Raw genomic sequence first — 21,513 nt, forward strand, 5'->3', positions numbered from 1 at the left:
ATGGAACCGCGCACCACCACCTCGGCCGACGATCCGGCGCTGCGCGCCCTGTGGGCGGTGGCCTTCCCGGACGCACCCGGCCTGCCCGCGCTGCACGCACACGACCCGGGCCGGCACGAGCGCACCCTGGTCGTCGCCGCCGACGACGGCGCGATCGACGCCGCCCTGCACTGGCAGCCCCGCCCGATCCGCGACGCGGCGGGCGGGGTCGAGACGGTCGGTTGTGTGGGCAGCGTCGCCAGTGCGCCCCGGGCCCGCGGCCGAGGGCTGATCCGCCGACTGCTCGCGGTGGCGATCGACGACATGACCCGATACGGCTGCGCGTGGTCGCTGATGTTCAGCGGCACGCCCGGCGTTTACACGGGATCCGGCTGGGAGACCTTCCCGACGCCGTATCTGCGCGGTGTGGCCGGCCCCGAGGCGGCGTGGGGCGATCGCCGGGTGCGCCGGGCGCGGCCCGCCGACCTGCCCCGGATGATCACGACGCACGCCGCCTCGAACGCGAACCGGCCGCTGAGCACGGTGCGTTCGCCGGCCGACTGGGCCCACCGCTTCCCGCACTGGTACGCGTCGCCCGCCCGGGTGTTGGCCACCGAGCAGGGCGACTACGCGGTGATCCGCCCGGACACCGGCGAGGTGCTCGAACTCGCCCTTGGCCCGGGCCGTCCGTACGCACTGCCCGCGCTGTTGCGCGAGGCGCTGTACGAACTCGGCGGCCCGGGCACGGTGGTGACGTTGCGGGTACCGATCGACGCGGCGCTCACCCGGGCGATCGGCGCCGTGTTGACCGACGTGAGCACCGGCCACACCGACTTCGGTCTGGCCCGGCCGATCCGAAACGACCGGGCGCGGGTACGCGCCACGGTCACCGCCCCCGGTGCCACGCACTGGCTGGGGGACGCGTTCTGATGCATCGTCAGGACGCCCGCACACCGCCCGGCTCGGCGAGGAATCACCCCGTGCCGCCGAGCCGGGTGCCGGTTCTGGTCGGCGGTGACACCACCGTGGTGTGCACCGCCGATCCGGACACCGGTGCGCTGGTGGAGACCGGCCCACCGGTGCCGGTGCGCACCGCGTACGCGGCCGCCCACCCGCGCCTGGACCTGGTCTACGGCGTGGACGAGGCGCTCGACGGCACGGTCACCGTGCTCGAGCCGAGCCGGCACCCCCGACTCCGGCAACGGGTCTCCGCACGCGGCTCGATCCCGTGCCACGTCGCGGTGTCCCCCGCCGGCGGGCACCTGCTGGTCGCCAACTACGGCACCGGCGATCTGCTCGTCCACCGCCTCGACACGCACGGCGCGATCGCCGAGGTGACCGAGCAGATCGCGCTCCCGGGCCCGGGTTCGCGGGCGCACCCGGAACGGCAATCCGCCGCGCACCCGCACCAGATCGTGTTCGAGGACCGGGACACGCTCACCGTCGTCGACCTCGGCGGCGACGTCCTGCTCACCTACCACCTGAGCGCGGGCCGGCTGCGGCTGCGCTCCACCCACCGCGTCCCGACCGGCACCGGGCCGCGCCACCTGAGCGGCCGTTGGCTGCTCGGCGAACTCGACCCGGCGATCCTGGCCCTGCCCGACCTGACCCGCCATCCGCTCGCCGCGCCGGGCCTGCCCTCGGCCATCGTCGCCGCGCCCGACGGCGCGCACGTGTACGCGGCCAACCGGGGCCCGGGCACGATCACCACTTTGGCCACAACCGCCCCGCACACGATGTCCGACCTCCCCGCCGGTGGCGGCGCCCCGCAGGATCTGGCCTTCGTCGAAGACGTGCTCTACGCGGCCCTGCCCGACGCGGACGCGGTCGCCGCGTTCCGGTGGACCCCCGGCACCGGCGCGCTGAGCCCGCTGGGCATGGCGCTGCGCACCCCCGATCCACGCTGCCTGCTGCCGCTACGCCGGCCGTGACCGCCGACCGGCCCGCCCGGGACCCGCATTCCGGCGCTCGAAAGGGCCCGGATGGCTCGGAGTGCTCGGATGACCCGGCCTGCCCGGCCCGCCCGACCGAGTCGCCCGCCCGAGTCGCCCGCCGCCACCCCGCCCCGCCCCGTCAGGCCGAGCGGAAGACCTCACTCACGCTGGTGAAGCTGTCCTTCGCGTGCCCGGCCTCGACCGCCCGCCGGAAGATCTCCTGGACCGCGCTCGGCAACGTCGCGTCCACCCCCGACTGGAGCGTCGTGTGCACGACGTGCTCGATGCTCGCCAAGCCCATCGCCAGGTTGTCCACGTCGCCACTGTGGTCCCCGACGTCCAGACGCGGCGTGTAGAAGGCGAGGAAGTCCGGAACCGACGCGGCCGTCGCCGACGCGTGCGGCAGGAACTCGGCGGCCGAGATGCCGTTCGCCCGCGCCACCGTCAGCGCGTGCAGGGCCGCGGTCATCGAGGTCCAGAAGATGTCCATCTGAAGCTGGTACAGGAGCGCGGCAAGGCCGGGGTCCGCGCCTCGGTAGTCGGTCCCGGTCAGCACGGCCAGGGTCTCCTGGTGTGCGGCGAACACGTCGGCCGGGCCGCTGTAGAACGTCGACATCTCGGGCGAGCCGATGCCCGACGGCGACGACTGCACCCCACCGGTCAGATGCCGGGCGCCGTGCCCCGCCGCCCACTCGGCCGCCGCCCTGGCCCGCGCGGGGGTGTCCGAACTGAGGTTGACCAGCACCCGACCCGCCAGCGCCGCCGCGGCCGGTTCCAGGATCGCGTGGACCGCGTCGTAGTCCGTCAGGCTCAACACCACCAGCTCATTCGCCGCCAACGCGGCCTCGATCGTGGCGGCCCGCGACGCTCCCTCTGCCACCAGCGCGTCCGCCTTGCTCGCGGTCCGGTTCCATACGGTCACCGGATGACCGGCGGCCAGGAATGCGCGGGTCATCGCCTGCCCCATCGGGCCGAGACCGATGACCGTGACCGGCTGCTTGTCGACCGCCTGCTTGTCGACCGCTTGCTTGTCGCCCATGAGTACTCCAAAGATCTCGCAATGGTGGACTAGAACGAACGCTCTATCCAGTCCCAGGAACGTAGCACACACTAGAGCGAACGCTCTATCCACTCTGGAGCGAACGCTCTATCCGATAAACTCGCCGCGTGAAGACCAAGGCGCAGCAGCACGAGTCGGCCGCCCCCGCCGCCGGGACGACCCCGCTCGGCACCCGCGAACGCATCGTCCGCACGGCTTCGCGGCTGATGCAGCGACAGGGCTACGACGGCACCGGGATCAAGCAGATCTCCACCGAGGCCGGCGCCACGCTCGGCTCGATGTACCACTTCTTCCCGGGCGGCAAGCAGGAGTTGGCGGTCGCCGCGATCCGGCACGGGGACGGCGAGTTCGCCGACGTCCTGCGCGACGTGCTGGCCGCCGAGCCGGACCCGGGCGCGGCGATCCGCGAGCTCACCCGCAGTCTTGCCGAGGGGCTGCGCGCGTCCGACTGGGTCGATGGCTGCCCGGTCACCGCGACCGCGCTCGGCACCGCGACCGGCGCGCCCGACATCCAGTCCGCCGCGGCCGAGGCGTTCGCACACTGGCGGGAGCTGGTGCGGGTGCGGCTGGTCGAGGTCGGCTTCGCCGAGACGGACGCCGAGGGCCTCGCGCAGACCGTGATCAGCACCCTGGAGGGCGCCGAACTGGCCGCGCAGGTCAGCCGGAGCGAGCAGCCGCTGCTGCTGGCCGGCGTCCACCTGACCCGGCTGATCGACACCTACGAGCGCGGCACCGCGCCGGCCGGCTGAGCGCACGAGCGGGCGATCCGAGAGCGGGACCGGGCGGCGGCCACGAACCCGGCCGAGTGCGAGTCAGCGCCCCTCGCCCGCCCGCACCACGCCGTTCTCGTACGCGAACACCGCCGCCTGGGTGCGATCGCGCAGGTTCAGCTTGGCCAGCAGCCGGCTCACGTGCGTCTTGACCGTCTGTTCGCTCACCACCAGCCGCGCGGCGATCTCGGCATTGGACAACCCCTGCGCGATCAGCGCGAGCACCTCGGTCTCCCGCTCGGTGAGCCGCTCGACCCGGCCGCGCGGTCCGGCGTCGGGCGGGCCGAGTCGGGCGAACTCGGCGATCAGCCGGCGCGTCACGGTCGGCGCGAGCAGCGCCTCGCCGTCCGCCACCACCCGTACCGCGTCCGCGAGTTGCACCGCCGAGGCGTCCTTGAGCAGGAATCCGCTCGCACCCGCGCGCAGCGCCTCGTAGACGTACTCGTCCAGGTCGAAGGTGGTCAGCACCAGGACCCGGGTGGTGTTGCCCGGGTCGGCGGTGATCTCGCGGGTCGCGGCCAGCCCGTCCAGCACCGGCATCCGCACGTCCATCAGCACCACGTCCGGGCGCAGTACGGCGACCTGTTCGACCGCGTCGCGCCCGTGTACGGCCTCGCCGACCACGTCGATCCCGGGCTGCGCGCCGAGCAGGACCGAGAAGCCCTCGCGCACCATCATCTGGTCGTCGGCGATCAGCACCCGGATGGCCATCGATGTCACTGCTCCTCGGTCGGCAGGAAGACGTCCACGTGGTAGCCCCCTTCGGGAGTATGCCCGGCGTCCAACGTGCCGCCGATCATCGCCGCCCGTTCACGCATGCCCAGCACGCCGTGCCCGGAGCCCTCCCGCGCGGGCGCGTCGGCGTTCGGCGTGGGCTCGTTGTGCACCCGCAGACCGATCCCGGTCGGTACGTACGCGACCTCGACCCGCACCCGCGCGCCGGGCGCGTGTCGCAGCGCGTTGCTCAGCGCCTCCTGGCCGATCCGGTAGGCGGACAGGTCGACGCCCTGCGGCAACGGGCGGGGCATGCCGACGGTGAGGTGCTCCACCGTCATCCCGGCCGCGCGGACGTTGTCGATCAGTTCGGGCAGCCGGTCCAGGGTGGGCAGCGGGGCCGGCCGGCCCTGCCCGTCGAGCTCATCGTCACCCTCCGGCCCAGTGCGCAACAGGCCCAGTACGCGCCGCAGTTCACCGAGCGCGTCGACCGCGTTGGCGCGGATCGTCACGAAGCTCTGCACCAGTTCCGGCGGCGGGTCCGGGACCCGGTAGCGGGCCGCCTCGGCCTGGATCGCGATCACCGACATGTGGTGCGCGACCACGTCGTGCAACTCGCGGGCGATCCGGGCGCGTTCCTCCAGAAGTGCGCTGCGCTCTCGCTCGGTGGCGGTCAGGTCGGCTTGCACGGCCAGCTCGCGGCGCGCGTCACTGCGACCCCGGAAGGCGACCACGACGACCATCGCGACCGCGGTCATCGTCGCGGCCACGGGCATCGTGCCCCAGCGCGAAGGGTCCTCCTGCGTGTTGCGGACCAGCGCCACTCCGAGCAGCGCGGTGATCGCCCACGTCTCCACGACGACCCGCAACCGGGCGTGGAACGCCACATAGGCGAGCACCACGATCTGCGCGAAGATGCCCACGCTGGTCCAGGGCCACTGGACCAGGTCGTGCCCGTTCCCCTCGCCGGCGACGGCGCACGCCGCGGTCGCGGCGAGCGACATCCACCAGGCGATGAGTGGCCGTTGCGGCGCGAGCAGGATCGGCGCGCCGGTGGCCAGGCCCAGGGCGAAGGCCATACCGCCGGACACCCCGGGGTAGCCCGCCAGGACCGCGCCCTGGATGCCCACGGTGAGCACGACGGCCACGTAGAGCAGGCCGAGTGCGACCGCGCGGCTGCTGAACGGTGCCGGCGGACGCTCGGTGCGAACCCGTACGTCGAACAGGTCCGCGCGCAGCCCGCTCAGCCCTCGATGCACCCGGCCCGGCCGGGCCGCGCCGGCGGCGGCCGTGTCGGATGCGTGCACTCCGCCTGCCTTCACACTCACCCGCAGCACGCTACGCGGCGCGTGTGGCCCACCGCGTCCCCGCCCCGGGTGATCCCGGGTGTCACTCTCAGGAGCTACGTGCGATGCCCGGATCTGTCCGCGCCGGCCTCCCAGCGATGGAACACCGCCCACAGCGCCAGCAGCACGGCGGCGAAGGCCGACATCCACCCGATGCGCGCCGCGATCCACGGCAGCCCGTCCGGCGCCGTGCCCAGTCCGGTCAGGCCGCCGAGCCCGATGCCGACCGAGGTCACCGCGAGCATCGCGCTCTGGTGCCACAGGAACACCGTCATCGCGGACAGGTTGATCAGCGCGACCGCCGCCCAGATCCCGGGGCGCCGGCTCAGCGCCCGCCGCAGCGGTGCCCGCACCAGCAGCGCGAGCCCGCATTGGGCCAGCCCGAAGGCGACCGCGGCGACGGTGGGCGGGTTGAGGTTGGAGATCGCCTGCCCCGGAACGCCGACCATGCTGACCGGATAGCCGCAGTAGCGGATCAGCCCGGCACACGCGAGCGCTCCGGCCACCAGCAGCGGCGCGCCGAGCCGCTCGATCCGCGCCCGGTGCGGCCCCGCCCACAACACGCCGAGGCTGTACGGGACGAGCCAGCCCGCGAGTACGTTGACCCAACCGACCGCGGCCGGCCCGTCGGCGGCGAAACGGGTCAGGTCCACCAGGACGACCGTGCCGATCGCGAGCACGGGTCCCACCCGGCCGAGCCGGACCACGAGCGGGGTGAGCGCGGTCAGGCCCGCGTAGACGAGCACGAACCACAGCGGTGACAGCACCAGTTTGCCCAGCGTGTGCAGGGTGTCGCCGGGCACGAAGTCGGCGAGCAGCGCGGTCGCGACGGTCCACACCGCGAGCAGCGCGGCGATCGGCCGGCCGAGCCGGATCATCCGCCGCCGGGCCCACGGTCGGTAGCGGTCCGCGCGTGCGTGGGATCGGGCCGCGACGTACCCGCCGACCAGGAAGAACACCGCGAGCGGCTGGAGCAGCCAGGTGACCGGCGCGTAGTCGGGCAGGCGGCGCAGCGGGCTGTCGGTCTGCCAGTGGTCGGCGCCCGCGTACACGCCCGTGACGATCCAGTGGCCGAACACGACGCCCAGGATGGCGATCGCCCGCAGGCCGTCCACCTCGCGCTCGCGGTCCGCCGGTGTCGAGTCCGCGATCCGACGGACCAGGACGCCCGGTTCACGCATGGGTCACCTCCGCGGCACGGCCCCGCGCGATCAGCGCGAGGTTGTACAGGGCCGGCCCGCCGGGCCGCAGGTAGTCCGAGTGGCCGCCGGCGCCGGCCACGAACTCGCGTGCGCCGAAGTCGTGCCCGGTCGGGTCGGCGCCGAAGCCGACGGTGGTGTCGAAGAACGGGATGCTCACGTTGGGCACCAGGTCGATCCAGTCCGCCCCGCCTCGACCGGCCCAGACCCGGGCACCGGTGGCCAGTTCGTCCCGGTCGTCCACGCCCAGGCCGGGGCTGCCGAACACGGCCAGGTCGGCGATGTCGATCCGGGAGACCGCGCGCCCGCACACCACCGAGCCGTAGGAGTGGCACAGCAGCGACACCTGCGCTGCGGGCGCCACCGTGTGCAAACCGGCGACTAAGCGGCGCAGTTCGCGCGCGCCGTGGTCGGCCCGGCCGGTGGTCAGCACGTCGAGGCTGATCGTGCGCGGCGGCGAGTAGCCCAGCCAGGCGATCACCGCGACACGCGCGGTCGGGTCCTGGAGGCGGATCTCGTCGTGGAGCGCGCGGGCGCCGCCGGCGGGGGTCGAGTACGGCTTGTCGCCGCGGGTGTCGTAGTGGTCCAGGTCGCTGTCGCTGCCCGGTACCACGACCGCGATCCGGTCGGCGCCGGCCAGGTCGCCGAGCACCTCCACCGCGCGGACCCGGCCCGCGCGACCGTCGAAGGACAGGAAGTTCCGCCCCGGGTCGGCCATCCGCGCGAGGTGCTCGGCCCGTGCGGTGTGGCCGGTGTCCCGGGCCAGGCCGGCCGCCTCGGCGATGGCGCCCTGGTTGGCCGCGTAGCGCTCGCCCAGCGTCGCGGCGGACATCGCGGGCAGCGTCGGTGGTGTCGGTGCCGCCGCGTCCGCGACGCCCGCGCCGGGTCCGGCCAACGCCCCGGCGACCAGCGCCGAGACCAAGCCCATTCGCAGCCGACCACGCATGTCCCGCTCCCGTCCTCGAAGTACGAGCACGAAGCTAGGAATCGGCGTCGGTAGCCCGCGTCGCGCCGGAGAGTGGACTCCGCGGGTAGCTCTCCGGGACTACACGGGTCACCCGCGCGACACCGAATCGGGACGATTCACTGCGCCAGTCCCGCTCGGACCGGCCCGGTGCCGGTGATCGACGCACCCGAACCGGGGTCGAACCGGGCTCCGGTGGGCCGGGGTTGGTCGGTCCGCAACGGCGGATGGAGTCGACCGGCGGCACCTTCCGCGGGGCCCACGCCCCGGCGGCGGCTTCGAACTCGACGCCCGGCTGTCGGTCGCGTCGACCGAGTCGGACCGGGCGCACAAGGTGCTCACGCCGAACGAGGCGCACGAGGCTCCGGAGCCGGCGGAGCCGGTCCGGTCCGCCGCGTCGAGCCGGGGCGAACGGCCGCCCGCGCCCACCCCGCCGCTTCGCTCACGGCCGACCCGGGCCGGTTCCGACCGGTCGCGGCGGGCCGCGCCGGACCGATCGGAACCGGAACCGAAAACGGCACCCGGAGTCCTGACCGCGTCACATCCCGAAACCGGCTGATACCCGACGGATCCCCCCGCATCGGGTTCCGTATCCTCGACACGTGTCACCGCCGCTTGGGTGTTGACTTGGCCGGCCCTCGGATGGACCCTCGGGCCAGCCACATCGCGGGTCGCCGGCGGCGGGCGCCGGCTCGACATCGCACCGTCCAGACACGTCCTCATCACGTGGCGCCGGAGCGTCCACCGACCCACGCGTCGTCGACCCATCCGGCACCTCGGCACCGCAGCATATCGATCTTCCGGAATCGGAATCTCCGCTTCCGTATGTCGAATTCCCCCGGGCTGCAGGCCCTCGGGACGCCCCGGAAAGGCCTCCTGATGCCGCGAGTTAACGATTCGAATCCGGACCACCCCTCCGACTCCCGAAGCTCCGCGCGCAGCACCACCCCCGGCACGCCCTCCCGTCGGGCCGTCCTCGGCGGTCTCGCCGGCACCGCGCTCGCCGCGACCCAGTGGACCCCCGCAGCTCTGCTGCCCGCGACCGAGGCGGTCGCGGCGCCGACTCCGCCGAACTTCCCGCCCGGCATCACGCTGGGCGTGCAGCAGTACAAGAACTGGTCCGGCGAACTGCGCGCCGACGACGTGTGGACGGCGGTGCCCGCGCACCCCTCCGACGTCGTGGTGCTCGCGAACTGGGCCCGAGCCAACGGCTATCGGCTCCGGCCTCGCGGGATGAGCCACAACTGGTCGCCGATCCTGATCCCGGCCGGCGCGGACACCTCGCGCACGCTGATGGTCGACACCACGCGGAACCTGACCTCGCTGGTGGTCAATCCGGGATCACCCACCACGGTCACCGTCCAGACCGGGTGCAGCGTCGAACGCCTGTTGACCAAGCTGGAGGAGGCCGGGCGCGGATTGATCGCGGCCACCGCGCCGGGCAAGTTGAGCGTCGGCGGCGTGCTGGCCATCGGCGCGCACGGCAGCGGAATCCCCAAGCCGGGCGAGAGTCTTCCGCAGGGCGGCACCTACGGCACGCTGAGCAACCTGGTGTTGTCCTTGACCGCGGTCGTGTGGGATCAGGCCGCCGGTGCCTACGTGCTCCGGACCTTCCAACGCAACGACCCGGAGATCGGCCCGTTCCTGGTGCACCTGGGCCGGGCCTTCGTCACCGAGGTCACGCTCCAGACCAACGCGAACCAAAGATTGCGCTGCCAGAACTTCTACCACGACCAGATCGGCACGCTGCTGGGCCCACCCGGCGGCGGCGGCAAGAAACTCGCCGACTACATCCGCGATTCGGGCCGGGTCGAGGTGATCTGGTTCCCGTTCACCACCGTGCCCTGGCTCAAGGTGTGGAGCGTGGCGCCGAGCAAGCCGTGGGTCTCGACGCAGATCAACAGCCCGTATCCGTACACGTTCGCCAACTTCGTCACCGAGGACCAGGCCGAGTTCCTGGCCGACATCGCGACCGGCAACGTAGGTGCGACCGAGGTGTTCACCAACGCCGAGATGGCGGTGGTGGGTTCGGGCCTGATCGTGACCTGGACCTGGGACATCTGGGGCTGGTCGAAGAACACCCAGCTGTTCGTCGAACCGACCACGCTGCGCATCCACGAAGGCGGCTGGGCCGTGCTGACCACGCGAGCGAACGTGCAGCGCGTACTCAACGAGTTCTTCGTGAAGTACACCGGCCTGCTGGGCGCGTACAAGGCCAACGGACAGTATCCGTGCAACAGTCCGATCGAACTGCGGGTGACCGGCGTCGACCGGGCGAACGAGGTGGTCACCGCGAACGCGGTCGAGCCCACGCTCTCCGCCGCCCGACCGCGCCCCGACCACCCGGAGTGGGACACGGTGGTCTGGCTGGATGTGGCGACCCTGCCCGGCACGCCCGCCAACCACGACTTCTACCAACAGATGGACGCCTGGATCTGGGGCAACTACACCGGCAACTACGCGTGCGTGCGCCCGGAGTGGTCCAAGGGCTGGGCGTATGGGATCGGCGGCGCGTGGACGGACACGGCCGCGATCACCGGCCGGATCCCGAACTCGTTCCGCACCGGCCTTCCCACGACGAGCAACTTCGACGCCGCGCGAGCCACCTTGAACAAGTACGACCCGAGTCGGGTCTTCTCCAACACGTTCCTGGACGTCCTGCTGCCCTGACCGCCTCCACCCGACACGGCATCCTCCCCACCCGGCGCGGCCCGAGCGGGGAGGTACCGTGCTGCGATGCACACTGTGGAACTGACCCTGGACGGAGCCGCCGAACTCGCCGTCCGTCGCGTGTGGAAGGAACTGGCCGACCTCGGCCTGCCCGGACAGAGCCCGCGTCCGTCCGCCGCCGACCGACCGCACATCACCCTCGGCACCTGCCATGAACTCAGCGACCCGGTACGTGAGTTGCTTGCCGAAGCGCTCACCGCACTGCCCCTGGAGGTGGAGTTCACCCGGCCGGTGCGATTCGGCGGCCGATCGCGCACCGTGGCGTGGGAGGTCGCGCCGAGCGACGCGCTGCTCGCCCTCCAGTTGCGGGTGTGGCGCACGATCGACGCGGAGAACCCCTACCACCACCCCGCGGCCTGGGTCCCGCACGTCACGCTCGCCCGCACGCTCCGCCCGGGCGACGGGTGGCAGGAACACGCGTGGCGACTGCTCCGGGGTCGGCCCGCCCTACCCGCGCTGCTGACCGGCGCGCGCAGCTACGACCACGCCACCGACACCGCCGAGGACCTCCTGACGCCCACCGGGGCCGTACCGGCATCCGGCTGACCGGTTCGGGCCGGGGCCCGGTCGTCAGCCGTCGCCGTCGAGCCAGCCGTCGTCCAGTGCGCCGTTGTCGTCGTACACGACGAACTCGCGTTCCACCGAGGCGATCTCGTATCCGGCCAGCGCGGCCACCAGGTCCGCCATCGCGCGCGCGGCGGCCTCGTCGCCCATCCCGTGGCAGCGCTGCGTGACGAACCGTTCGGACCGCCCGTGCGCCCGGGTCCGACGCGCGTTGTGCGACAGGTGCGCACCGTGCCCGACCACCTCGGCGGCCAACGCGGCCAGGTCGGCGTCCTCGGCGAGCACGAGCTTGAGGTGATGCTCGAAGTACAGCCCGGGCCCGAGCGCCCGCGCCTGCGCGTCGCCGGCCGGGACGCCGGGATGCCACGGCGCCGCCTCGATCTTGGTCCGGGTCACCGGATACCCGTCCCGGCGCAGTGCCGCGGCGAGTTCGCCGGCCCGCTCGCGGGCCCGGGCCAGGGTCGTGGTCGCCCGCTCGGTCACCATCGGCTGGGACACCGTGTGCCCACGCGCGAGCACGATGTGGGTCAACCCCACGCCGTACGCGCCGGCCAGACGGGCCAGCCCGTCCACGTCGTCGGTGCGCACCGTGACGTGCGTCTCGAACACCCCGGCGAGATCGGCGGGGAAGGCCCGGCCGGCCCTGCCAAAGTGGCGGGCGTGGTCGGTCTCGGTGGCTTCGGTCGGCGCGTGCACCGCCCCATCCTCGCAGGTGGCGACGGGCGGCACCGGGAATAATCGGTACTTGGACCGGGCGCCGGGATCCGCATAATGGCCCGCATGCCGACGCGAGCCGAAGAACTCATCGCCACCCTGGACGCGCTGCCCCACCGCGAACGCGTGCGGGAGATCGCCCGCGTCGCCCGGCAGCTTCGCGGGTCCGCCGAACTGGCCGCGACACTGGCCGTGTTGGCCGGACAGGGTGGCTACGAGCGCGGTGTCGCGTTGACCATGGCGATCGTCGCGGGCGATGTCGAGCACGTGCTGCGGGCCACTCGGGATCCCGATCTCGCGTTGGCCCGCCGCGCGGTGAGCGCGACCCGTTCGCTGCCGGTGCCCGACGACGCGTTGGCCGCGTTGCTGGACGACGCCCCCTCCGTGCTGCGCGACTCGATCTACCGCGCCATCCGCGCGGGCCGGCGCACCGCGTTGGCGGATCGCGTCATCGCCGAGGTGCTCACGATCCGCGGACCTGCCGAGGCGGCCCGGGTGCTGCCGGCGTGCGGTCCGACCGTGGCGGCCGAGTACGTCGGCGTGCTCGGGCACATCGACCGGGTCCGGGACGCCTTCCTGCGCCGGTATCCGGCACTCGGCCTCGACGACGCGGAGCGCCTGCTGGCCGACCTCCCCGTCTCCGACCGGGACGCGTGGTGGACGAACCACGGTCGCGGCGTGATCGCGGCCGGTCAGCGATTCCCGCATCGGGTGCTGGACCTGATCGAGCGTCACCCCACCCGCGGGCCGCTGCCGTGGGCGTTCGTCGGCGGCATCCAGCCGTTCGTCACCGCGGATCGGGACCGGGTGCTGCGCCTGCTCGCCGCCTCCGAGCGGCGCGGCCGGACCCTGTCCGGGGTGAGCGTGAGCGCGCTGCGCCGACTCGTCGACACCGGGCCCGACTCCGCCGAACTGATCGCGCTCGGTCGCGCGGTGCGCACCGACGAGGCGGTCACCATCCGCCTGCTCAAGGCGATGGCGCCGAGCCGGCGCGCCGGGTTCCTCGACGCCGTGCACGCCGACCGGGACCGGAGTCGGGACATGCCGAGCGGCGCCCTGCTCGACGTGCTCCCGCACGCGCGTCGGCACGCCGAGGCGCGCCGGATGCTCGCACTCGCCTCGATCGCGGCCGACGAGCCGCGCCGCCTGCCGCTGCTCGCCTTCCTGCCGCTCGCCGAGGCGCACGCCGAACTCGACGCGAACACGCGACTTCCCGACGCCGGCGCCCGGGCCGAGGGGTATCGGCGACTGATCGCGTGCGCGGCCCGGACCGGCGACCCCGAGCAGTTCGGCGCGGTACTGCGCTCGCTGACCCGGCTGCGGAACGAGCAGGACCCGGTGCGCGGCGCGGCGTTGTTCGCGATCGCCGAGGCGCATCCGGGCCTGTTCGACGCGGAGGTGGTGGGCGTGCTCACCGACCTGGTACGGGACACCCTGGAGGCGCGGGACACCTCGTACCGGACCCGATCGGCCTTGACCGACCTGGCCGCACGCCTGCTGACCCAGCATGTCGTGGGCGGCGCACCGGAGTTGACCGGGTGGGCTCTGACCACCTTCGAGCGGGTGGCGGGCCGGTCGGGCGTGGTCCGACTGGCCGGCCTCGCCGACGACCTGCGTCGCGGTCGCGAACGGGAGATCCTGGAGGCGCTGTTGCCGTGGATCCGGGCACAGGTGGCCCGGGGTGAGCACTGGCTCGCGTTCGCCCTCGCCGGCACCCTGGACCGGCGGGCGTGGGCGCTGGAGCCGTTGCAGGAGATCCTGCGCCTGGCCACCCGCGCCGACTCGGACGCCGTCGCGGGTACCGCGATCGGGCTGTGGTTGGCCGACCCGCGTCGGCGCGCCGAGCGGGTCGCCGAGTTGGTCGAGTGGGACGAGTCGACGCCGACCCTGCCGGTGGTCCTGCACGCGCTCGCCTATCGCCGCACCGACCTGCTCGACGGCTACCTCGACGGCCGCACGTTGCGTGGTCGCTTCGCCACGCGTGGGGTGCGCTGGATCCCGTACCTGCCGTTCGACACCATGGCGCGGCTGTTGCCCAGGCAGCGGCGGGCCTACGCGGCGCGGCTGGTCGAACTCGCCGACGACGTGCGCCAGCACGTCGACACCCGAGTGCACGCGATCCGTCGGCTGGCCCGGGTGCCCGGGTTCGGCCGTCCCGCGGTGCTGCGGTATCTGACCGCCACCGAGGTGCCGTTGATGGAGGCCGCGCTGAGTGGTCTCACCCATACCGACGACCCCGGCGCGGCGTTGCCGATCCTGCTCGCGCACGTGGGCGACGATCGGGCCCGGGTCGCGGCGTACTCGATGTCGCGCGCCGCGCGGTACGTGCCGCCGAGTGTGCTCGAACCGGCGCTGCGGAAGGTGCTGTTCGGGCCGGCCAAGGTGACCTCGCGCAAGGAGGCGGCCCGGGTCGTGGTGCGCGAGGCGCTGCCCGGCGCGGTTGAGATGTTGGCACACGCGTGGTCGGCGCCGGATCAGCATCGGGACGTGCGCGGCGCGATCCTGCACCGGTTGACCACCCGGCTGGACGACGAACGTTCGTGGACGGTGCTGCGGGCCGGAATCGAGGGTCCCCGGGAGGCGGCCCAGGCGATCGTGGCCCGGCCGCCGGCCGCCCTCGCGCCGGCCTGGCGGGCCCGGTACGCGGAGTTGATCGGCACGGCCTGCGCGAGCGCGGACACCGAGGTGCGGCGGGCCGCCTATCGGGCCTTCCCGCGCTGGGCCCGGTATTCGCCCGACGGAGTCGTCGCGATCGCCCGCGCGGTCCTGGACCCGGCCGACCCGATCGGGTGGCGCGAGGCGGCCGACGCGCTGCACACCTTCACCACGGACGGCGTCGCACCGAAGACCTACCTCGACGTGATCACCACGCTGATCGTGTCGGACAGCGCACCGGACGCGCCGAACGCCGAGCCGGAGCAGGACCGCCCGGCCCGACGACGGTTGACGGTACTGCTCGACCAGGCGCGTGCGTGGGCGGTCCGCGCACCGGCCGAATCGGCGCCGGTACTGCGGCCGGTGCGGGCCGCGCTGGCGGGCGTCCCGGAGTTGCGGATCGAGGCGGCGACGTTGACCGCGTCGGTCCTGCCGCTGTCCGGCGACGCGGTCGAGGCCGGCTTCACCGATCTGGTGGAACTGTGCGCCGGCCGGGCGCTGCCCGCGATCCGCGCGGCCGGCGTGCTGCGCGATCGCCTCGGCCGGGCCGGCGCACCGATCGATGCCATCGCGCTGACGGCCGCCGCGCGCGATCTCGCCGCGTGTCCGGCGCCGGCGGCCGGGTTGTTCGGCTGCGAACTGGCCCGCGCGCTCGGCGTACGGGCCGGGTGGCCGGCCGAGTGGCGCGCGCTGCTGCGCGAACTGCGCGCACACCCGGACCCGGACGTACGCGAGAGCGCACTGGCGGTGCGCACCACGTCGACCTGAAACTGCCGTCCCCCGCCGGGCGATCGGGGCGACAGGCCCCGACCGCCGACCGATGCCGCGGCCGAACGGGCCGATCAGCTCTGTTCGGTGCGCAGCAGGCGCAGGAACGCCTTGATACCGGAGATCACTTCCTGGTTGTCCGTCAACCGGCTCACGGTGTCCTCGAATCGGCGGCCGAGAGCGTCGATCTTGCGGTCGGTCGCGTGATGCCGCTCGGTCGCCCGCTCGGCGTCCTGCTCGGTGGCGGTGCGCAACTGCGCCACCGTCTCGGTCAGTTCCCTGGTGCGCTCGTCGAGGCTCTCGACCTTGCTCTCCAGTGTGGCCACCCGGTCGATCAGCGCGAGCACGTCCTCACGCGGGTGGGTCACCTCGCGCAGCATGCTCCGTAGCCGCTGCCCGAGGTGCTCCAGGTACGCCTGGCTGGGCCGGAACATGGTGCTGAGCAGATAGAACCCGGCGAACCAGTAGCCCACCACACCACCGGACGCCCAGGTGATCACCGCGATCACCCCGGCCGAGACGACGTGCGCGCCGATCACTCCCCACAACAACCGGCGGGCGATCCGGCGCGCCTCCGGGTCGCGCGCCTCCGGGACCGCGAGGCCCTTCTCCCGGCTGATCGCGATCTCCCGGATCAACTGCCGGGCCCGGAAGTACAGGTTCCAGGGCACGGTCAGCACCGCGATCAGCCAGAACAGACACAGCGCTCCGGCGCCCAGCGACAACAGATCGGTCAACGACGTGTCGTTGACGAAGTACAGGACGATGCCCAACACCGTCGTCCCGACCAGCAGCAACGCTCCCAAACCTTTGGCCGCACTCACCCGAACTCCACTCCCCCACCCGGTGATCCGGCCGTCCACGCGGACGACCTGCTCGGACTGTAGGGCACGCCGATCAAGCCCGCCGGTACGTCGCGCCTCGCGCGCAGCGGCGCCCGGCACCTCGCGGCGCGGGCCGGGTGTCAGGTGTGATCGGGGAACCACGAACCGTGCATGCCGGCCGGGACGCGGCGCGGCAGTCGCACGACCGCGAGCGGTGCCGCGGTGATGTCCCCGGCGTCCAGCACCAGCAATTCCGAGGTTTGCCCGGACAGATCGCCGACGATCGTGAGCAGGTACCCGTCGTCCTCGGCGGTGCCGTTCTCGGCGGGTACGAACACCGCCTCGCCGGGCATCCGGTTGGGCCCCAGGCCGGCGATCCGCCGCTCCCCGGTGGCCCCGTCGTACTTGACGATCGCGTGCTCGTGCAGTCCGCCGCCGGGAAAGGCGATCGCGTAGCCGAAGCGATGCGGGCGGCCCAGCCTGCGGGCGTCGATGGTCGGGAAATCGGTAACCAGTTCGTCGAGGTCCTCCTCGCCGGACACCCCCGAGACCGGGTCCAGGATCCAGCGGTGCCGGACCGCGCCGATCAGCGGCGTGTCCGGGTGTCCGGGCGCGCCCACCCACCACTTCCAACTGCTCTCCCACGAGGACCGGTCGAATCGTGGCCCTTCGAGCACGATCCGTCCACGCGAGTCCTGGTAGGCGTTCTCCACGTGCAACAGCGCGCCGGCCCGCACGTCGAACCAGGTCACCGAGGCGGGCCCGGTACGCGGCAGCACGCCGATCCGCGGCGCGTACGAGTCGCTCCAGCGGTACGGGATGCCGGAGCGCTCGGCCGGATTGAACACCACCGGCAGGTCCAGCCAGACGACGTGATGCTCGGTCAGACCGAAGTCGTGCATGAACGAGGGCCCCGCACCGGGGATCACCTCGGCCCGGGTGATCCGCCCCGGGGCCGACGCGACGTAGTAGGTCAGGTACGGCGGGAACGGCGAGCAGCCGAAGAAGTGCAACTCGCCGGTGACCGGATCCCGCTTCGGGTGCGCGGTCATCCCGGTGGTCAGCCGACCGGCGAAGTCGTACGGGCCGACCGTGTGCAACTCGCGGGTGACCTCGAACGGGAGGTCGCCCTCCTGGAGCGCGAGCAACCGGCCACCGTGCTCGACGATGTGGGTACCGGCGATGCTCGCGGTCGGGTCCGCGGTGCCGTCCTCGCGCACGAGCGGCGCGCCGGCCGGCGCGGGAGTGCGCACCCAGCGGTTGCGGTACCACTCGGCGCGCCCCTCGCGCAGCCGTATCCCGTGCAGCATGCCGCTGCCGCGGAACCAGTGGCCGGGCACGTCGCCGGGCCTGGGGTTGTGCCCGTTGCGGATGTACCGGCCGTTCAACTCCGGTGGAAGCGTGCCCCGCACCGCGAGGTCGTACCCGGTGATCTCGTCGACCACGGGTGCGAAGTGGCCGCTGAGGTAGGGCTTTCGGATGCTCATGATCGGTTCTCCCCGTCGAACGACTCGGACGACTCGGAACGACAACGATGGACCATCCACACCACGCCGAGCGCCTCGCGGCGGCGCCGCCGCAGCCTATTACGGGCAGTCTCGAAAGTTATATATCATCACATTTGTTATGATTGATCGCGCACCGGATCCGAGCACGCTCGATCCAAGGACGCACTCGTGACCTCCGGCACGCCCGCCGGCCCTCGGGCCCGCTTCCGCGAGCGGACGCGCGCCGAGATCAAAAAAGCGGGCCGGGGCTCTAGAGCCCCGGCCCGCCGGTCCTTCGCGCGGATCGCCTACCGCGCGCCCAACTCCTCGGCGAGCGCGGTCGCGAACGCGTCGATGTCGCCCTCGGTGGTGTCGAACGCCGTCATCCAGCGCACCTCACCGATCGACTCGTCCCACGTGTAGAACCGGAACCGCTTCTGCATCCGCTCGGTGACATCCGCCGGCAGCACCGCGAACACCGCGTTCGCCTGCGGCGTGCGGGTCAGCGTCACGCCGTCGAGGTCGGCGACCCGCTCGGCGAGCAGGGCGGCCATCGCGTTCGAGTGCCGTGCGTTGCGCAGCCACAGGTCGCCCGCGAGCAGCGCCTCGAACTGCACCGACATGAACCGCATCTTCGACCCGAGTTGCATCGCGGCCTTGCGCAGGTACCCGACACCGCGCGCCGCGTCGGGGTTGAGCACGACCACGGCCTCGCCGAACATCAGGCCGCTCTTGGTGCCGCCGAAGGACAGCACGTCCACGCCGACGTCCGTGCTCAGCGCGCGCAGCGGCACGTCCAGCGCGGCGGCGGCGTTGGCCAGCCGCGAGCCGTCCAGGTGCGCGAGCATGCCGTGCTCGTGCGCGTGCGCGACCAGCGTGGCGATCTCGTCCGGCGTGTAGACCGTGCCCAGTTCGGTGCTCTCCGCGAAGGAGACCACCCGCGGTTGCGCGCGATGCTGGTCGCCCCAACCCCACGCGTGGGTGTCCACGAGTTCGGGGGTGAGCTTGCCGTCCGGCGTGTCCACGGCGAGCAGCTTGAGACCGGCCACCTTCTCCGGCGCACCGCACTCGTCCACGTTGATGTGCGCGGACGCGGCGCAGATCACCGACTCCCAGCGGTCGGTCATCGCCTGGAGACCGACCACGTTGGCGCCGGTGCCGTTGAACACCGGGAACACCTGCGCCCGTTCGCCGAAATGCGCGCGAAAGACCTCGGTGAGGTGCTCGGTGTAGACATCCTCGCCGTACGAGACCTGGTGACCCCCGTTGGCGATGCCGATCGCGGCCAGCACCTCGGGGTGGATGCCCGCGTAGTTGTCGCTGGCGAAGCCGCGCGTGTCGGGGTCGTGACGCGGGGTCAGGGGACGTTCAGGCACAGTCGTTTCCCGTTCAGATCGATGGCCGGGGTGTTCCACAGACCGGCGATCTCGACGGCGAGATCGGCCACGTCGGTGAATCCGGCGAACTTGGCGTTGGGTCGAGCCTGCCGCATCGCGTCGTTCACGAGCGCCTTGACCACCAGGATGGTGGCCGCCGCGTCGGACTCGGCGAACGCGTCGGCCAGCGCGAGCGTCCAGGTCTCCGCGGCCGCCTTGGCCGCCGCGTAGCCCGCGTTGCCCTGGGTGGGCTGCCCGGCCGCAGCGGCGGAGACCAGCACGAACCGCCCGCGCGGGCTGCGCGCGAGTGCTTCGTGGAAGGCCAGGCTGGTGTGTTGCACGGTACGCACGAGCAGGTCGTGCAGCAGCGCCCAGTCCTCGAGCGAGTTGTCGGCGAACCGCTTGCCGCCGCGCCACCCCCCGACCAGGTGCACCAGGCCGTCCACCCGCCCGTGCTCGCGCTCGACGTCGTCCGCCCACCGGCGCGTGGCGGCCGGGTCGAGCAGGTCCACCACCGCGCCGTGCGTACCGGGCGCGGCCTCCACGCTCTCGTGCAATCGCCCGGCGTCCGCGTCCGCGCCGTACACGTGCGCCCCGGCGCCGGCCAGCCGCGCGAGCACGGCCCGCCCGGTCGGCCCACCCGCGCCGGCGACCGCGATCACCGCGCCGTCGAGACCCTTCGTCACGCCCACTCCTCGTTCACCCTGCCGTTCACTGTCCACTGTTCGTCCCGGTGTCGCCGAACCGCTCACCACGGATCCTCGCCGCGGCGTTCACGACGCCGCGGCCGCGTCCTCGTCCTCCGCCAGGCGCTCCACCGGGCTGTCCGCGGTGATCCCGCGGGTGGACGCGATCACGTCGCGCAGCCGCCGGTTCAGCGCCTCGTAGAACATGCTCAGCGGGAACTCGTCGGGCAACACCGCGTCCACGAGCGCCTTCGGCGGCCCGTCCATCGGCAGCGCGGCGGTGCCCTTGGCCCACACCGAACCGGGGTGCGGGGAAACGTACTTGGCGACCAACGCGTAGCCGGCCAGCCAGTGGCCGACCTTCGGCCGGTCCACACCCTCGCGGTAGAGCTGGTCCACCTCTTCGTACAGCCCGAGCACCGCTTCGGTGATCCGGTCCCAGTCCACCGTCAGCCGGTTGTCCGCCCACTCGAGCACACCCGCGCGGTGCAGGTAGGCGAACAGCAGTTGCCCGCCCAGGCCGTCGTAGTTGCGCACCCGGCCCCCGGTGACCGGGAAGCGGAACAGCCGGTCGAAGATCACCGCGTACTGCACCGAACGCGCGGTCGCCACGCCCTCGCCGGCCAGCGCGACCGCCTCGCGGAACGCGGTCAGGTCGCAGCGCAGTTCCTCCAGCGCGTACATCCAGAACGGCATCCGCTGCTTGATCATGAACGGGTCGAACGGCATGTGGCCGCGCATGTGGGTGCGGTCGTGAATCAGGTCCCACAACACGAAGGCGTCCTGCGCGAGCTGCTGGTTCTCCACCAACTCCGCTGCTTCCGACGGAAGTTCGAGATCGAGGCTGTGTGCGGCGGCAGCCGCGACCCGACGGAAGCGGGCCGCCTCGCGGTCGCAGAAGATGCCGCCCCAGGTGAACCTGGGCACCTCGCGCACGGCCACCGTCTCCGGGAAGAGCACCGCCGAGTCGGTGTCGTAGCCGGCGGTGAAGTCGACGAACGCGACCGGCACGAACATCGCGTTGTCGTAGCGCTCGGCCTCCAGCGCGGCCAGCCACTGCGGCCACACCACCCGCAGCAGCACGGCCTCGACGTTGCGGTTGGGATTGCCGTTCTGGGTGGTCATCGGGAACACCACCAAGTGCTCCAGACCGTCGTGCCGAGCCTGCTCGGGGCGGAACGCGACAAGCGAGTCCAGGAAGTCGGGACGGCCGAAGCCGTCCGCCGCCCAGCGGGCGAAGTCGGCGACGACCGCTTCCAGGTACGCCTCGTCGTGCGGGAACAGCGGTGCGAGCCCGGTGACCGCCGACGTGATGTCGGCGACCAGCGCCCGGGCGGACGCGTGCTCGGACGGCTCGATCGAACCGTCCTTGGCCTGCAACGGACGCAGGTCGGCGACGGCTTCCTTGAGCACGGGCCACAGCGGGTGGTCTACGGCGGTACGGACGGCTACGCGGGTCATGTTCGACATGGAACCCTCTCAGGAGAAAGCAGGAACCACGGTCAGAAGAACCTATGTCAAAAGAATTTAACGCCGCAAGGGCGTTCCAAACGCAATCTTATCGTCGCTGGTACGTTTTGCCCGAATAAGTTGAGAATGCCATCCAGCCGCCTTCCGAAGATCGACGCCGCGTTCGGAGGAAGCCACAAGATGTGACCGGCCCGAACCGCCGACGCCTGTGCCTATTGACCGCCGATCCGGCCCGTCCCTACAGTCTCCTTCTGATCAACGGAATATTGATTC

Annotated in this window: 17 protein-coding genes; 6 read left to right on the forward strand and 11 right to left on the reverse strand. The window is 72.5% G+C overall.

Translation table 11 applies throughout. The features are described 5' to 3' along the window. The gene (locus ACIRL2_RS18060) at positions 1–909 is read left to right on the forward strand and encodes a GNAT family N-acetyltransferase (protein ID WP_402233141.1); all 909 of its coding nucleotides are present in this window, start codon (positions 1–3) and stop codon (positions 907–909) included. Continuing rightward, positions 909–1,910: a lactonase family protein gene (locus ACIRL2_RS18065; protein WP_402233144.1), complete on the forward strand. Its 1,002-nt coding sequence runs from the start codon at positions 909–911 to the stop codon at positions 1,908–1,910. The genes ACIRL2_RS18060 and ACIRL2_RS18065 overlap by 1 nt, the downstream gene beginning before the upstream one ends. Positions 1,911–2,052: 142 nt before the next feature. On the opposite strand, the gene ACIRL2_RS18070 is transcribed toward ACIRL2_RS18065, so the two are convergent. Next, positions 2,053–2,952: an NAD(P)-dependent oxidoreductase gene (locus ACIRL2_RS18070; protein WP_395863644.1), complete on the reverse strand. Its 900-nt coding sequence runs from the start codon at positions 2,950–2,952 to the stop codon at positions 2,053–2,055. Between the two features lie 128 nt (positions 2,953–3,080). Here ACIRL2_RS18070 and ACIRL2_RS18075 point away from each other — a divergent pair, with 128 nt between their 5' ends. Further along, entirely contained in the window at positions 3,081–3,722 is a 642-nt protein-coding gene (locus ACIRL2_RS18075; protein WP_402233147.1) for a TetR/AcrR family transcriptional regulator, read from the forward strand. A gap of 63 nt (positions 3,723–3,785) precedes the next feature. On the opposite strand, the gene ACIRL2_RS18080 is transcribed toward ACIRL2_RS18075, so the two are convergent. From ACIRL2_RS18080 to ACIRL2_RS18095, 4 genes are all read right to left on the reverse strand, one after another. Then, positions 3,786–4,454, reverse strand: a complete 669-nt coding sequence (locus ACIRL2_RS18080) for a response regulator (protein WP_402233150.1) — start codon at positions 4,452–4,454, stop codon at positions 3,786–3,788. A 5-nt stretch (positions 4,455–4,459) separates the two neighbouring features. Then, complete coding sequence (locus tag ACIRL2_RS18085; RefSeq protein WP_402233152.1) at positions 4,460–5,785, reverse strand: sensor histidine kinase; 1,326 nt, start codon at positions 5,783–5,785, stop codon at positions 4,460–4,462. Positions 5,786–5,859: 74 nt separating this feature from the next. Beyond that, positions 5,860–6,984, reverse strand: coding sequence for an acyltransferase (locus tag ACIRL2_RS18090; protein ID WP_402233155.1), 1,125 nt, complete (start codon positions 6,982–6,984; stop codon positions 5,860–5,862). After that, positions 6,977–7,948 (reverse strand): alpha/beta hydrolase, encoded by a 972-nt coding sequence (locus tag ACIRL2_RS18095; RefSeq protein WP_402233157.1) that lies wholly within the window; start codon positions 7,946–7,948, stop codon positions 6,977–6,979. The genes ACIRL2_RS18090 and ACIRL2_RS18095 overlap by 8 nt, the downstream gene beginning before the upstream one ends. An 897-nt stretch (positions 7,949–8,845) precedes the next feature. Between ACIRL2_RS18095 and ACIRL2_RS18100 the strand changes: the two genes are divergently transcribed. Both ACIRL2_RS18100 and ACIRL2_RS18105 read left to right on the forward strand, forming a co-directional pair. Beyond that, the gene (locus ACIRL2_RS18100; RefSeq protein WP_402233159.1) at positions 8,846–10,636 is read left to right on the forward strand and encodes a cholesterol oxidase substrate-binding domain-containing protein; all 1,791 of its coding nucleotides are present in this window, start codon (positions 8,846–8,848) and stop codon (positions 10,634–10,636) included. A gap of 66 nt (positions 10,637–10,702) precedes the next feature. Further along, positions 10,703–11,242 carry a 2'-5' RNA ligase family protein gene (locus ACIRL2_RS18105; RefSeq protein ID WP_402233162.1) on the forward strand — a complete coding sequence of 180 codons (540 nt, stop codon included), beginning with the start codon at positions 10,703–10,705 and terminating at the stop codon, positions 11,240–11,242. A 24-nt stretch (positions 11,243–11,266) separates the two neighbouring features. On the opposite strand, the gene ACIRL2_RS18110 is transcribed toward ACIRL2_RS18105, so the two are convergent. Next, positions 11,267–11,956 carry a hypothetical protein gene (locus ACIRL2_RS18110; protein ID WP_395863628.1) on the reverse strand — a complete coding sequence of 230 codons (690 nt, stop codon included), beginning with the start codon at positions 11,954–11,956 and terminating at the stop codon, positions 11,267–11,269. 84 nt (positions 11,957–12,040) lie between these two features. Between ACIRL2_RS18110 and ACIRL2_RS18115 the strand changes: the two genes are divergently transcribed. Further along, on the forward strand, positions 12,041–15,397 hold the full coding sequence (locus ACIRL2_RS18115) for a hypothetical protein (protein ID WP_402233164.1): 3,357 nt from the start codon (positions 12,041–12,043) through the stop codon (positions 15,395–15,397). Positions 15,398–15,471: 74 nt separating this feature from the next. On the opposite strand, the gene ACIRL2_RS18120 is transcribed toward ACIRL2_RS18115, so the two are convergent. The 5 genes from ACIRL2_RS18120 to ACIRL2_RS18140 form a co-directional block, all read right to left on the reverse strand. Beyond that, on the reverse strand, positions 15,472–16,221 hold the full coding sequence (locus ACIRL2_RS18120; RefSeq protein WP_402233167.1) for a hypothetical protein: 750 nt from the start codon (positions 16,219–16,221) through the stop codon (positions 15,472–15,474). 140 nt (positions 16,222–16,361) lie between these two features. Further along, on the reverse strand, positions 16,362–17,708 hold the full coding sequence (locus ACIRL2_RS18125) for a carotenoid oxygenase family protein (protein WP_402233169.1): 1,347 nt from the start codon (positions 17,706–17,708) through the stop codon (positions 16,362–16,364). Positions 17,709–18,016: 308 nt separating this feature from the next. Beyond that, positions 18,017–19,084, reverse strand: coding sequence for a threonine aldolase family protein (locus ACIRL2_RS18130; protein WP_402233171.1), 1,068 nt, complete (start codon positions 19,082–19,084; stop codon positions 18,017–18,019). Further along, a complete protein-coding gene (locus ACIRL2_RS18135; protein ID WP_395863618.1) occupies positions 19,066–19,770 on the reverse strand; it encodes an SDR family NAD(P)-dependent oxidoreductase in 705 nt (234 codons plus the stop codon). Before ACIRL2_RS18135 ends, ACIRL2_RS18130 begins: the two co-directional genes overlap by 19 nt. Positions 19,771–19,857: 87 nt before the next feature. After that, positions 19,858–21,240, reverse strand: a complete 1,383-nt coding sequence (locus ACIRL2_RS18140; protein WP_402233174.1) for a DUF6421 family protein — start codon at positions 21,238–21,240, stop codon at positions 19,858–19,860. Between the last annotated feature and the right edge of the window lie 273 nt (positions 21,241–21,513).

Origin of the sequence: Embleya sp. NPDC127516 (assembly GCF_044765325.1) — a bacterium.
In the GTDB taxonomy this organism is placed as follows: Bacteria; Actinomycetota; Actinomycetes; order Streptomycetales; family Streptomycetaceae; genus Embleya.

Bases quoted from the DNA above. Each gene is read 5' to 3' on its own strand.
- ACIRL2_RS18060 (WP_402233141.1), top strand. From the start codon at position 1: ATGGAACCGCGCACCACCACCTCGGCCGACGATCCGGCGCTGCGCGCC.
- ACIRL2_RS18065 (WP_402233144.1), top strand. From the start codon at position 909: ATGCATCGTCAGGACGCCCGCACACCGCCCGGCTCGGCGAGGAATCAC.
- ACIRL2_RS18070 (WP_395863644.1), bottom strand. From the start codon at position 2,952: ATGGGCGACAAGCAAGCGGTCGACAAGCAGGCGGTCGACAAGCAGCCG.
- ACIRL2_RS18080 (WP_402233150.1), bottom strand. From the start codon at position 4,454: ATGGCCATCCGGGTGCTGATCGCCGACGACCAGATGATGGTGCGCGAG.
- ACIRL2_RS18090 (WP_402233155.1), bottom strand. From the start codon at position 6,984: ATGCGTGAACCGGGCGTCCTGGTCCGTCGGATCGCGGACTCGACACCG.
- ACIRL2_RS18095 (WP_402233157.1), bottom strand. From the start codon at position 7,948: ATGCGTGGTCGGCTGCGAATGGGCTTGGTCTCGGCGCTGGTCGCCGGG.
- ACIRL2_RS18100 (WP_402233159.1), top strand. From the start codon at position 8,846: ATGCCGCGAGTTAACGATTCGAATCCGGACCACCCCTCCGACTCCCGA.
- ACIRL2_RS18105 (WP_402233162.1), top strand. From the start codon at position 10,703: ATGCACACTGTGGAACTGACCCTGGACGGAGCCGCCGAACTCGCCGTC.
- ACIRL2_RS18115 (WP_402233164.1), top strand. From the start codon at position 12,041: ATGCCGACGCGAGCCGAAGAACTCATCGCCACCCTGGACGCGCTGCCC.
- ACIRL2_RS18125 (WP_402233169.1), bottom strand. From the start codon at position 17,708: ATGAGCATCCGAAAGCCCTACCTCAGCGGCCACTTCGCACCCGTGGTC.
- ACIRL2_RS18140 (WP_402233174.1), bottom strand. From the start codon at position 21,240: ATGTCGAACATGACCCGCGTAGCCGTCCGTACCGCCGTAGACCACCCG.